A 12833-nucleotide genomic window follows, 5' to 3' on the forward strand; every position below is an offset into this window, starting at 1 on the left:
CGTCCGCGCCGGGAGCGTGCGTCAGCTCTCGCGGTCGGAGCGTACGACGGTGAAGACCGCGCCCTCCGGGTCGGCGACGACCGCCATCCGTCCGTAGGCGTCGTCCCACGCCGGCCGGACCACGTGGCCGCCGAGCTCGACGACCCGGCTCGCCGCCTCGTCGGCGTCGGCGACCTCGAAGTACGTCATCCAGTGCGGGCCCCGGTCGCGCGGCAGCGCGTCGCCGACGCCGTGCATGGACGCCACAGGGACGCCGTCGATGCACAGCTTCACGTAGTCGAAGTCGGCCGAAACGACGGCGTCTTCGGTGAAGCCGAAGACGTTCCGGTAGAACGGGAAGACGCCGGAGGTCTCCCGGGTCAGCAGCTCGTACCAGGCGGGCGCCCCCGGCTCGCCGACCACCGCGGAGCCCAGGTGGCGGGCGGCCTGCCAGAGCCCGAACACCGCGCCCGTGGGATCCAGCGCCACGGCCATGCGCCCGGCCCGGCCCGCCGTGATGGGCCCGACGCCCACCGTGCCGCCGCAGTGCCGTACCGCCTCGGCCGTCGCGTCCGCGTCGTCCGTCGCCAGATACGGCGTCCAGGCGATGGGGAGCTGCCTGCCGGGCGGGAGCTGGCCGATGCCGGCCACCTCGTGGCCGTCCAGCAGCGCCCGCACATAGGGGCCGAGCTGTTCGGGTCCCGGGCGGAACTCCCAGCCGAAAAGCGCTCCGTAGAACTCCTGGGTCGCTTCCAGGCCGTGCGCCATCAGGCTCACCCAGCAGGGTGTGCCGGGTGTGCTCGGACCGGCTCCCGCGCCGTCACGCCGTCCGGCGGACGCCCGTGCCTCGGTCATCGTCACCTTCTCCTCGGCCCTTCGTGAGGGCCGCTTCGTCTTCTCCGTCGCGCGGGTGTGCCTTGGACGCACGCCCGCTGTCGCGCGGTGTGCCCTCGACGCACGCCCGCGCACCGTGCAGATGCTCGCACCACCCGTCGCGCCGCGCGTTCCGGCCGCGCCGCGTCGGCGGTTTCCCGCCTCCCGCGGAGGATGCCCGTTTCGCGGACGTCAATCCGCTGACCGCGGCCATCGATCCGCCGACACCGGCCATCGATCCGCCGACGCCCTATGTCCGATCACTGTCCGCTTCCTGTACGGGGAGTGCCGGGTTCCGTACACCCTGTGTCCGGGTGAGGTCCGGCCGAGCAGGCTAGCCGGAGCTCGGCCGCTCGGCCACCCCATGCGCAAGGATGGGCCCATGAACGCCATCATCTCCGTGACCGAACTCGCGAGCGACCTGACGGGCGAGAATCCGCCGGTCCTCCTCGACGTCCGCTGGCAGCACCAGGGTTCGATGCGCTCCGCGTACGAGGAGGGGCACATCCCCTCGGCCGTCTTCGTCGACCTGGACGCCGACCTGGCGGGACCTCCCGGACAGGGCGGCCGGCACCCCCTGCCCGACGTGGACCGTTTCGGGGCGGTGATGCGGGCGGCGGGGGTCTCGGCCGACCGGGACGTGGTGGTGTACGACGGTGGCCAGAACTGGGCGGCGGCGCGTCTGTGGTGGATGCTGCGCTGGACGGGGCACACGTCCGTCCGTGTCCTCGACGGCGGCATCGCCCTGTGGACGGGCCCCCTGGAGCGGGGCGCGGGACAGGCGCCGGCCGAAGGCTCCTTCGAGCCCGCCCCGAACAGCACGGACTACCTGGACGCGGATTCCGCGGCGGCTCTCGCCCGTTCGGGCCTGCTCCTGGACGCCCGCGCGGCCGAGCGCTACCGCGGCGAGGTCGAGCCGATCGACAAGGTGGCGGGCCACATCCCGGGCGCGGTCTCGGCGCCGACCACGGAGAACGTCGAGGAGGACGGCCGCTTCAAGCCGGCCGCCGAGCTGGCCGACCGCTTCGCGTCGCTCGGCGCGGACGGCGGCACGGAGGTCGGCGTCTACTGCGGCTCAGGCGTCTCGGGCGCCCATGAGGTGCTCGCCCTCGCGGTGGCGGGCATCCCGGCCGCGCTGTACGTCGGCTCGTGGTCCGAGTGGTCGGCGGACGGATCACGTCCGGTCGCCACGGGCGCGGACCCGCAGTAGCGGCCGGGCACACGCGCGGCGGCCCCGCACCTTCACGGTGCGGGGCCGCCGGCGTACGACCTGACTACTCCTGCTTCTTGCGGCGCGTGCCGAAGACGATCTCGTCCCAGCTCGGCACCGCCGCGCGGCGCCCAGGGCGCACGCCGTCGGCCTCGGCCTGACGGTCCGTGGAGCCGACGAGGCGGTCGCGGTGGCTGGCCACCGCGCGCGGCATGAGCACGTCCGCATAGGCGGCCCCGGCGCCGGCCGAAGCCGCGGGAGGATCCTCGGCGTCGGCCTCCTCCTCGGGCTCGTCCTGTGCGGGCACGGGCGGCAGTTCCGTGGTGGACGCGACCGAGGGGCGCTCGGGCACGACCATGTCACCGCGGAAGCTGGGCACGGCCTCCAGGAGGCTGGTCAGCGAGTCGCGCTCCTGTTCGGCCACCGCGGAGCCCGCGCCGACACCCTCCTCCGGCGGCTCGACGGGAACCGGCGGGATGCTCGGGCGGTCCATCTGCCGGTCGAGGGCACGGTCCAGCGGCCGGTCGAGCGGCCTGTCGAGAGGCCGGTCCCTGGGCAGGCGGGCGATGCGCGGCACGAACGGGAAGCTGGGCTCGGGCGCCGCGATGTCGTCGGTCTCACCGATCAGCGAGCGCGCCTCGTCGTCCACGGCCTGGACGAGCCGCCGGGGCGGGTCGTACGTCCAGCTTGCGGAGTGCGGCTCGGTCGCGACGCGGTAGACCAGCAGGACCTCCCAGGTGCCGTCGTCGCGGCGCCAGGAGTCCCACTGGACGGTTTCCTTGTCGGCGCCGCGAAGGAGCAGCCGCTCCTGGACGGCCTCGCCGAGCTGGGGCCCCGTGTTCTCGCCGGGACGGCGGACGGGAGTCTTCCGTGCGCGCTCGGCCATGAAGGCGCGCTCCGCGAGGACGGGTCCCTCGAAGCGGCGGACGCGGTCGACGGGGATGCCGGCGAACTGGGCCACTTCCTCCGCACTGGCACCGGCACGTATCCGCGCCTGGATGTCACGGGGGCGGAGGTGGCTCTCCACCTCGATCTCGATCTGGCCGAGTCGGGGCCGGTCACCGCGGACGGCCGCGCGCAACCGCTCGTCGATCGGAAGCGTGTACTCCGTGCTGTCCGCAGCTTTCAGCACCAGCCGTGTGCCGTCGTTGCTGACGGCCACGACACGCAGTTCGGGCATGGGGACCTCCCGGGTGGTGCCTGCCGACGTCACGTGCGTCGCTGCTTCCGCTAGTCGAGTGTGGCCTGCCCGGGTGCAGCCTGCCACAACCTTGCCGAGTTGCCCGGCGTGTCGGGCATGGGCCCTGCAGCGCCGTTATGGCACGGTTACCCTTTCGCAACCCTAAGTGACGAAGTTCGTCACCCTGTGCAACGAGCCCCCCACCCGGCGGTCCGTGGAGGCCCCGGGCATCCTGGCGGGAGACCGGACCCAGGGCTCGCAACAGTACTCCATTCGGGCCACGCGGGTGGACCGCCGCGCCGCCGAACTTCTCGTAGGTGAACGGAGTTGAACGCCTTCCCCGTTCCCGCGTTCGCACACATGCGTGGCGCACTTCACGGAATCACCCGAAACGGAACTAATCACTTCGCCCATGCGTCCCTTTCTCGTGCAGACAGTCGAGAAAGGCGAGAAAGGTAGGCAAGGGGCGGAGATGCGAGAAAAGCCGGATTACGGCAAGGAGTCGCAGGACCAGGAGGAGCCGAAGGAGAAGCGGCGCCTCGATCTCAGCGTGCCGCAGGTGGCGGGCAGCGCCATCGCCGCGGTCGTGGCGGCGAAGCTCGCCTCGAACCTCGGCGTCTACGGGACGATCCTCGGCGCCGGCGTCGTGAGCGGCGTGGCGACCTGTGGCGGCACCATATTCCAGCACTTCTTCAGGCGTACGGGTGAACAGATACGCGTCGTGGCCGTCCAGGCCAAGCCCAAGGCGCAGCAGGTTCCCGGGGCCAGGGCCTCGTCGGTGCCCGACACTTTCAAGCCACCGGAGACGTCCAAGATCTCCGGTACGTCCGGTACGTCCGGTACGTCCGCGGCGGCTGGGACCTCCGCGACGCCTGTGACGTTCCAGACGGCCACGCGCGCGGGGACCACTGCTGCCGGGCCCGTGACCACGACGTGGGGCAGACCCCGGACCGCCGAAGCCGAGGCCGAGGCCGAGGCCGACGAGACGACGGTGCTGCCCTCGCTCGCCGCGGCCGACGACGCCACGCGCGTGCTGCGCGCCGACGCCCTGCCGGGGGCACCCGAGACGGCGGTTCTCCAGACGGCGGTTCCCGAGACGGTGGCCATGCCGCCGCTCCCGGCCGGGGAGGTGGCCGAGGAGTTCACCGAGGGGACGACGCACCGCGCGCGGATCCGCAGCTGGAAGCGGCCGTTGATCGCGGCGGCCGTGGTGTTCGGCGTCTCCATGGGCGGCATCACCACATACGAGCTGGTGGCCGGCAAGGACTTCAGCGGCGGCGACGGCACCACCATCAGCAACCTCACGGGTAACAGGCACACCTCTCCGAAGGAGCCGTCCACGCCCGCCGACGAACCGACGGGACAGCCCTCGGACAACGGCACTTCGGGCACGGACGACGAAGGCACCCGAAAGGATGACGGCGGCGCCATGCAGGATCCGGAGGGGACCGGCGGCCGGACCCCCGGCACGGGTGACGGCACCGACTCGGGCTCCGGCTCCGGTTCCGGCTCCAAGGACGCCGACGAGAACTCCGGCGGCGACACCGACAAGGACACGGGCTCCGGCTCGGGGAACGACGACTCCCGGACGGACCCGACGCCGACCACGCCCCCGACGCCCACCCCGTCCAGCGGCACCGGCACCGGCACCGGCGACGGCACGGACACCGACGGAGGCGCACAGCAGGGCGAGACCCCCAGTCCGTAGGCGGGGTCAGTCGCCGAGGACCCGCCGCAGGTACTCATTGCCGAACATGCGGTCGGGGTCGAGGCGGTCGCGCAGCGCAGTGAACTCGCCGAAGCGCGGGTACGCCCCGGCGAAGTACTCCGCGTCGCGCGTGTGCAGCTTGCCCCAGTGCGGCCGCCCCTCATGGGCGGTGAAGATCCGCTCGGCGGCCGTGAAGTAGGCCTGGTACGGCGTGCCCTTGTACATGTGGACGGCGATGTACGCGCTCTCCCGGCCCGAGGCCGTGGAGAGCGCGATGTCGTCCGCGGGCGCCGTGCGGACCTCCACGGGGAAGCTGATCCGCAGCCGTGAGCGCTCCACCATGGCCTTCAGTTCGCGCAGGGTCTCCACCAGGGCCTCGCGCGGCACGGCGTACTCCATCTCCGTGAAGCGCACCCGGCGCGGACTGGTGAAGACCTTGTACGGGATGTCCGTGTACGAACGCGCGGAGAGCGCCTTGCTGGAGATCTTGGCGATGCCCGGGATGGTCGCGGGCACGGCCCTGCCGATGATGTTGACCACCTGGAAGAGGCCGTTGGACAGGAGTTCGTCCTCCACGAAGGCGCTGATCCGGCCGGGCGGGGCGGCGGGGCCATGGCCGCGGTTGTTGCGCTTGGTGGTGCAGTTGCCGGTGTGCGGGAACCAGTAGAACTCGAAGTGCTCGTTCTCCGTGAAGAGCGCGTCGAAGTCGGCGGTGACCTTGTCGAAGGTCATCGGTTCCTCACGGGCGGTGAGGTAGAAGACCGGCTCGATGGCGAAGGTGATCGCGGTGATGACGCCGAGGGCGCCGAGCCCGACGCGGGCGGCGGCGAAGACGTCGGGGTTCTCCTCCGCGGAGCAGGTGAGGACGGTGCCGTCGGCGGTGACCAGTTCGAGTGCGGTGATCTGGGCCGCGATCGACGCCGAGTCCCGGCCCGTGCCGTGCGTACCGGTGCTGACGGCCCCGGAGACCGTCTGCTCCATGATGTCGCCCATGTTCGTGAGGGACATGCCCTCGCGCGCGAGGGCCGTGTTCAGCCGCTTCAGCGGGGTGCCGGCCTCCACGGTGACCGTGCCGGCCTCGCGGTCGATCCGGCGGATGCCGGTGAGCAGGTCCGGGCGTATGAGGAGGCCGTCGGTCGCGGCGGCCGCGGTGAAGGAGTGCCCCGAGCCCACGGGCTTCGCCCTGAGGCCGTCCTCCCTGGCCCCGCGCAGCGCCTCTGCCAGCTCGTCCACCGAGGCGGGCGTGGCCACCCTGGCGGGCCGCGCGGTCACGTTGCCCGCCCAGTTACGCCACGTCGCTGTGCTCCTCGCGCTGCCCGTGCTCATGGGTCCCCCTCGGTTGCGGAACCGGCCGCTTCAGCCGGCGATACCCCAAGAACCCGATGACGGCCGCGGCGGCTCCGGAGACGCCCGGGACCGCGTACCCGGCGTCCGGGCCCGCGGCGTCGATCACCCAGCCGGCCGCGGAGGAGCCGAGCGCGACGCCGACCGCGAGCCCGGTGCTCACCCAGGTCATGCCCTCGGTCAGTTTCGCGCGTGGTACGTGCTGCTCGACGAGGGCCATCGTCGTGATCATCGTCGGCGCGATGAAGAGCCCCGCCACGAACAGCGCCACGGCCAGGAACAGCAGGTTCCCGGCCACTTGCAGCGGGATCATACTCACGGCCATCGCACAGACGCCCAGCAGCCACCTGGAGGCCGGCGCACCTTTGAAGTGCAGCAGGCCGTAGGCGGCGCCGGCGAGGCAGGAGCCGAGCGCGTAGACGGCGAGCACCAGGCTCGCCATGGACTTGTGCCCCTGGTCCTCGGCGTAGGCCACGGTGACCACGTCGATCGCCCCGAAGATCGCGCCGGTCGCCACGAAGGTGGCGACGAGCACCTGGAGGCCGCCGGAGCGCAACGCCGAGCCGCTGGTGTGGTGTTCGCGCGGGTGGGGGACGGGCTCGGTCTCCCGCTGGGCCGTCAGCCAGAAGACGCCCACGGCGAGGAAGGCCCCGGCGAGCAGCGGCCCCGCCTCGGGGAACCACACCGTGGAGAGCCCGATCGAGATGATCGGCCCGAAGATGAAGCAGACCTCGTCCACCACCGACTCGAAGGAGTACGCGGTGTGGAGCTGCGGGGTGTCGCGGTAGAGCGCCGCCCAGCGCGCCCTGATCATCGAGCCGACGCTCGGCACGCAGCCGACCAGCGCGGCGAAGAGGAACAGCGTCCAGTCGGGCGCCTCGAACTTGGCGCAGAGCAGCAGCCCGGAGACCGCGGCCAGCGAGACCAGCGTCGCGGGCCGGAGCACCCGGCGCTGGCCGTGCCGGTCCACCAGGCGTGAGATCTGCGGCCCGATCGCGGCGGCGGACAGCGCGACGGTCGCCGAGAGCGCGCCCGCGAGGCCGTACCGCCCGGTCAGCTGGGACACCATGGTCACGATGCCGATGCCCATCATCGACAGCGGCATACGGCCGAGGAACCCGGCGGTGGAGAAGGCCTTCGTGCCGGGGGCGGCGAAGATGGCGCGGTAGGGGCTGGGCACGTGGACTCCACGGGAGCGCCGGAGCGGCTCCTGAGGGGAGCGGCTCCGGTAAGGCGTAAAGGTGGCCCATACAGCTTACGGTCCCCGAGGGGAGTGCCGCACCGAAATTTCCGGGGCGGGACGCACGAGTTCCGGCCGGGCGGATGTGGCCTGGCCGGACGTGGGCCGGCCGGGCGTGGCCGGGGCGGAGGCCCTGCTCCGGCGTATCCGGCGAGCCCCTTTCCACGGCTGTCAGTGGCGGGTGGCAGGATCGGTTTCATGTCCGATGCGCTCGACCCCACTCCCTACGACGCCCTGCTGCTGCTCTCGTTCGGCGGTCCAGAAGGCCCTGATGACGTCGTCCCGTTCCTGGAGAACGTGACGCGTGGACGCGGCATCCCCAAGGAGCGGCTCAAGGAGGTGGGGCAGCACTACTTCCTGTTCGGCGGGGTCAGCCCGATCAACGACCAGAACCGCGCCCTGCTCGACGCCCTGCGCAAGGACTTCGCGGAGCACGGCCTCGACCTGCCGGTGTACTGGGGCAACCGCAACTGGGCGCCCTACCTCACCGACACCCTGCGCGAGATGGCCGGCGACGGCCGCCGCCGCATCCTGGTCCTGGCCACGAGTGCCTATGCCTCGTACTCGGGCTGCCGCCAGTACCGCGAGAACCTCGCGGACGCCCTGGCGACCCTGGAGGCCGAGGGGCTCGACGTGCCGCGCGTCGACAAGCTGCGGCACTACTTCAACCACCCCGGGTTCGTGCGCCCCATGATCGACGGTGTCCTGAAGTCCCTCTCCGAGCTCCCCGACGACGTGCGGGACGGCGCGCACCTGGCCTTCACGACCCACTCCATCCCGGACTCCGCGGCCGACACCTCGGGCCCGGTCGAGCAGCACGGGGACGGCGGGGCGTACGTCAAGGAGCACCTGGACGTGGCCCGGCTGATCGCCGACGCGGTCCGCGAGGAGACCGGCACCGAGCACCCCTGGCAGCTCGTCTACCAGTCGCGCAGCGGCGCCCCGCACATCCCGTGGCTGGAGCCCGACATCTGCGACCACCTGGAGGAGCGGCACGGCGCCGGGGTCCCGGCGGTGGTCATGGTCCCCATCGGTTTCGTCTCGGACCACATGGAGGTCCTGTACGACCTCGACACCGAGGCCGAGGCAAAGGCGGCGGAGCTCGGCCTTCCGGTGCGCCGTTCGGCGACGGTCGGCGCCGACCCGCGGTTCGCCGCGGCGATCAGGGAGCTGGTCCTGGAGCGCGCCGCGCGCGAGAGCGGCACCGCCGTCGCCCCCTGCGCCCTGGGAGCCCTCGGCGCCAGCCACGACCTGTGCCCGGTGGGCTGCTGCCCGGCCCGCGCGCCCAAGCCGGCGGCCGCCGGCGCCGACAGCCCGTACGCGTGAACCAGAGCACGCAGAGCATGAGGAGCACCATGACGGACGCCCTGAAGGCGTTGAAGGCCGAACTGCTCGACGTCGCCCTGGAGGCCGCGTACCGGGCCGGGGCCTTCCTGCGCGACGGCCGCCCCGCCGACCTCGGCGTGGCCGCCACCAAGACCAGCGCCGTCGACGTCGTCACCGAGATGGACATCGCCTCCGAGAAGCTGATCACCGGCTACCTCGCCGAGCGCAGGCCCGAGGACGGCGTGCTCGGCGAGGAGGGCGCGAACTCCGAGGGCAGCAGCGGCGTGCAGTGGGTCATCGACCCGATCGACGGCACGGTGAACTACCTGTACGGCCGCCCCGACTGGTCGGTGTCCATCGCCGCCCGCAAGGACGGCGAGACCCTCGTCGGCGTGGTGCACGCCCCGGTGCGCGGGGAGACCTGGCGCGCCGTCCTCGGCGAGGGCGCCTTCCTCGACGACGAGCCCACGCGCGTGCGCCCCGCGCCGCCGTTCGAGCAGGCCCTGGTCGGCACCGGCTTCGGGTACGTCGCCGAGCGCCGCGCCCAGCAGGCCGAGGTGGCCAGGCAGCTCATCCCGCGGGTGCGGGACATCAGGCGCGGCGGTTCGGCCGCGATCGACCTGTGCGACGTCGCGGCGGGCCGCCTCGACGCGTACTACGAGCGGGGCCTCAACCCCTGGGACTTCGCGGCGGGCGACCTCATCGCCAGGGAAGCGGGCGCGCTGACCGGTGGCCGCCCCGGAGAGCGCCTCTCGGGCGAGCTGGCCGTCGCGGCCCCGCCCGGCCTCTTCGAGGCGCTCCAGGGCCGCCTGGAGGATCTCGGCGCCTGGCACGACTGACCCCGCCCGGCCCCACGGCGGACACGCGAAAGCCCCGGTACCTGTCCACGGATACCGGGGCTTTCGCGCGATTGATCAGGCGTGCAGAGCGTTTACCTCGACGCCGTGCTCGGCGGCGAGGCGGTGGAGATCCTCCAGCTCCGCCTGCTCGACCTCGGCAAGGAAGTCGTCTCCCGTCTCACGGGCCATCGTGAGGTCGGACTCCGTGGCCTTTATGCGCTGCAGAAGACCTGCGGTGAATGCGTCCATGGTTGCGCCCCCTCGGCTGGGTCGTGGGTCGATGGCACGGGGGTGTGCCCTCAAGAAGGGGCGATCACGTCTCGCGCCGCCCTGGAGTAAGCGGTTCGTGGCACGCCACTGGCAAAGCGTGATCGCGGGTGTAAGCCCGTCCTCCCCCCGCTCGCCGCGGCAGAAACCTCAACCCTGCGAGAAAGTCCGGCATTCCCGGGGGCCGAGGCCGCCTTACAGCCGGTTTACGGCCGAAAGGGGCAGGATGGAGCCTTACCCCCAGACAGACCTGCCCGCAGGGGCACAGAGGAAGGACAGCGACGTGCGCGTACTCGTCGTCGAGGACGAGCAACTGCTCGCCGATGCGGTGGCAACCGGACTGCGCCGGGAGGCCATGGCCGTCGACGTCGTGTACGACGGGGCGGCCGCCCTGGAGCGCATCGGCGTCAACGACTACGACGTCGTGGTGCTCGACCGGGATCTCCCGCTCGTGCACGGCGACGACGTCTGCCGCAAGATCGTCGAGCTCGGCATGCCGACCCGCGTCCTGATGCTCACCGCGTCGGGCGACGTCAGCGACCGCGTCGAGGGCCTGGAGATCGGCGCCGACGACTATCTGCCCAAGCCCTTCGCGTTCAGCGAGCTGACGGCACGCGTGCGTGCCCTCGGCCGGCGTACGAGCCTGCCGCTCCCGCCCGTCCTGGAGCGCGCCGGGATCAAGCTCGACCCCAACCGCCGCGAGGTCTTCCGCGAAGGCAGGGAGATCCAGCTCGCCCCCAAGGAGTTCGCCGTCCTGGAGGTGCTGCTGCGCAGCGAGGGAGCGGTCGTCTCCGCGGAGCAGCTCCTGGAGAAGGCGTGGGACGAGAACACCGACCCGTTCACGAACGTCGTCCGGGTGACCGTCATGACCCTGCGCCGCAAGCTCGGTGAGCCCGCCGTCATCGTGACGGTCCCCGGCTCGGGCTACCGGATCTGACCCCCGGTGGCCTCGACCCCGGCGCCACCGACAGCGCCACCGAAGCCGACGTGGGACCCGAGAAAGGTCGAACCGCCCTTCCCGTGGCTGCGGCCCACGATCCGTATACGCCTCACCCTGCTGTACGGCGGCATGTTCCTGATCGCGGGCATCCTGCTGCTCTCGATCATCTACCTGCTCGCCGCGCAGGCGCTGAACGTGGGCAGCGAGCTGCCGTTCAAGATCGTCGAGGGCCGGGTGGCCAGCACGGTCTGCAACCTGCCGCCCAAGCCCTCGGCCGACGACCTCAACCAGGCCCTCGGCGCCTGCGTCAACGAACAGCGCCAGCACGCCCTCGACAACCTCCTGAGCCGTTCGCTGCTCGCTCTCCTCGGCCTCGCCGTGATCGCCTTCGCCTTCGGGTACGCGATGGCGGGCCGCGTGCTCTCGCCGCTCGGCCGCATCACCCGTACCGCCCGCAGGGTGGCCGGCACGGACCTGTCCCGCCGCATCGAGCTGGACGGCCCCGACGACGAGCTGAAGGAGCTCTCGGACACCTTCGACGAGATGCTGGACCGTCTTGAGCGGGCCTTCACCGCCCAGCAGCGGTTCGTCGGCAACGCCTCGCACGAGCTGCGCACGCCCCTGGCGATCAACCGCACGCTCCTGGAGGTCCACCTCTCCGACCCCGGGGCGCCGCCCGAGCTCCACCAGCTCGGCAAGACGCTGCTCGCCACCAACGAGCGCAGTGAGCAGCTCGTGGAGGGCCTGCTGCTGCTCGCCCGCAGCGACAACCAGATCGTCGAGCGCAAGCCGGTCGACCTCGCCGAGGTCGCCGACCGCGCCGTCGACCAGGTGCTGGCCGAGGCCGACGCCAAGGGCGTGGAGATACGCGGTGAGCGCGGGGTGGCCGTCGTCCAGGGCAACGGCGTCCTCCTGGAGCGCATCGCCCTGAACCTCGTACAGAACGCCGTCAGGTACAACGTGCAGGAGGCCGGCTGGGTCGAGGTCACCACGGAGGCCCAGCACGGCCAGGCGGTCCTGGTGGTCTCCAACACGGGGCCCGTCGTGCCCGCGTACGAGATCGACAACCTCTTCGAGCCATTCCGGCGGCTGCGGACCGAGCGCACGGGCAGTGACAAGGGCGTCGGGCTCGGCCTGTCGATCGCCCGGTCGGTCGCTCGGGCCCACGGTGGCCGTATCATCGCGGAGCCGCGCGAAGGGGGAGGGCTCGTGATGCGTGTCACCCTGCCCATCTGAGAAGGCGGCGCGGACGCGAGCGTCTGTTCGCTTTACGCGGAATTTTCGGGACCTGTTCCCGGCGAATCCCTGTGCGATCGATCACATATACGATTTTTTTACCACCTACTCTCCGTGATCATAAAAGTCCCCGGAAAGCCGGGAAAATCCGGGTTTTCAGGGGTCCTGATCACGGGAAGTACACGGGGTGGCGCCCGTGAAGCGCGACATTCGGACCGTGTACGGTCCCCATCGCCATCCAACCCATCGCCTCTTCAGGGGTGCGGTTGGGTGTCGATTGAGTAACAGACCTTGATGTGAGGCAAAATCTCCGCCTCGGGTCGGGCACAAGTCCGGCTCCTCACGCGTTACGTGCGCTGAGACACCGCAGACACCCAGAGGGGGAGAGCGACACATGGCAACGGACTACGACACCCCACGCAAGACCGACGATGATGTCAACGAGGACAGCATCGAGGAACTGAAGGCGCGGCGGAACGACAAGTCGACCTCGGCAGTGGACGTCGACGAATTCGAGGCCGCCGAAGGCCTTGAGCTGCCCGGCGCGGACCTTTCCAACGAGGAGCTCGCCGTCCGCGTGCTCCCGAAGCAGCAGGACGAGTTCACCTGCATGAGCTGCTTCCTGGTCCACCACCGCAGCCAGCTGGCCCGCGAGAAGAACGGCCAGCCGATCTGCCGCGACTGCGACTGA

At 71.5% G+C, this 12833-nt stretch carries 12 protein-coding genes; 7 read left to right on the forward strand and 5 right to left on the reverse strand.

The features are described 5' to 3' along the window. Positions 1–21: 21 nt before the first annotated feature. Positions 22–834: a VOC family protein gene (locus ACRAKF_RS28800; RefSeq protein ID WP_447040447.1), complete on the reverse strand. Its 813-nt coding sequence runs from the start codon at positions 832–834 to the stop codon at positions 22–24. A 400-nt stretch (positions 835–1234) separates the two neighbouring features. On the opposite strand from ACRAKF_RS28800, the gene ACRAKF_RS28805 reads away from it, so the two are divergent. Next, positions 1235–2062, forward strand: coding sequence for a sulfurtransferase (locus tag ACRAKF_RS28805; protein WP_447040448.1), 828 nt, complete (start codon positions 1235–1237; stop codon positions 2060–2062). A gap of 64 nt (positions 2063–2126) precedes the next feature. On the opposite strand, the gene sepH is transcribed toward ACRAKF_RS28805, so the two are convergent. Continuing rightward, the gene (sepH, locus tag ACRAKF_RS28810; protein ID WP_447040449.1) at positions 2127–3242 is read right to left on the reverse strand and encodes a septation protein SepH; all 1116 of its coding nucleotides are present in this window, start codon (positions 3240–3242) and stop codon (positions 2127–2129) included. 472 nt (positions 3243–3714) lie between these two features. Here sepH and ACRAKF_RS28815 point away from each other — a divergent pair, with 472 nt between their 5' ends. After that, on the forward strand, positions 3715–4950 hold the full coding sequence (locus ACRAKF_RS28815) for a hypothetical protein (protein ID WP_447040450.1): 1236 nt from the start codon (positions 3715–3717) through the stop codon (positions 4948–4950). Between the two features lie 6 nt (positions 4951–4956). Here the strand turns inward: ACRAKF_RS28815 and ACRAKF_RS28820 are convergent, their stop codons facing one another. Further along, positions 4957–6276: a D-arabinono-1,4-lactone oxidase gene (locus ACRAKF_RS28820; RefSeq protein ID WP_447040451.1), complete on the reverse strand. Its 1320-nt coding sequence runs from the start codon at positions 6274–6276 to the stop codon at positions 4957–4959. Beyond that, complete coding sequence (locus ACRAKF_RS28825; RefSeq protein WP_447040452.1) at positions 6236–7474, reverse strand: MFS transporter; 1239 nt, start codon at positions 7472–7474, stop codon at positions 6236–6238. Before ACRAKF_RS28825 ends, ACRAKF_RS28820 begins: the two co-directional genes overlap by 41 nt. 258 nt (positions 7475–7732) lie before the next feature. On the opposite strand from ACRAKF_RS28825, the gene ACRAKF_RS28830 reads away from it, so the two are divergent. Both ACRAKF_RS28830 and ACRAKF_RS28835 read left to right on the forward strand, forming a co-directional pair. Further along, entirely contained in the window at positions 7733–8860 is a 1128-nt protein-coding gene (locus ACRAKF_RS28830; protein ID WP_447040453.1) for a ferrochelatase, read from the forward strand. A gap of 29 nt (positions 8861–8889) precedes the next feature. Beyond that, positions 8890–9699, forward strand: coding sequence for an inositol monophosphatase family protein (locus ACRAKF_RS28835; RefSeq protein WP_447040454.1), 810 nt, complete (start codon positions 8890–8892; stop codon positions 9697–9699). A 75-nt stretch (positions 9700–9774) separates the two neighbouring features. Here the strand turns inward: ACRAKF_RS28835 and ACRAKF_RS28840 are convergent, their stop codons facing one another. Further along, positions 9775–9948, reverse strand: a complete 174-nt coding sequence (locus ACRAKF_RS28840; protein ID WP_164492989.1) for a hypothetical protein — start codon at positions 9946–9948, stop codon at positions 9775–9777. 301 nt (positions 9949–10249) lie between these two features. On the opposite strand from ACRAKF_RS28840, the gene ACRAKF_RS28845 reads away from it, so the two are divergent. The 3 genes from ACRAKF_RS28845 (at position 10250) to ACRAKF_RS28855 (ending at position 12833) form a co-directional block, all read left to right on the forward strand. Continuing rightward, a complete protein-coding gene (locus tag ACRAKF_RS28845) occupies positions 10250–10903 on the forward strand; it encodes a response regulator transcription factor (protein ID WP_447040455.1) in 654 nt (217 codons plus the stop codon). A 6-nt stretch (positions 10904–10909) separates the two neighbouring features. Then, positions 10910–12142 carry a sensor histidine kinase gene (locus ACRAKF_RS28850; protein WP_447040456.1) on the forward strand — a complete coding sequence of 411 codons (1233 nt, stop codon included), beginning with the start codon at positions 10910–10912 and terminating at the stop codon, positions 12140–12142. A gap of 394 nt (positions 12143–12536) precedes the next feature. Then, positions 12537–12833, forward strand: a complete 297-nt coding sequence (locus ACRAKF_RS28855; protein WP_055544889.1) for a DUF4193 domain-containing protein — start codon at positions 12537–12539, stop codon at positions 12831–12833.

The organism is Streptomyces sp. DSM 118878 (genome assembly GCF_052936595.1).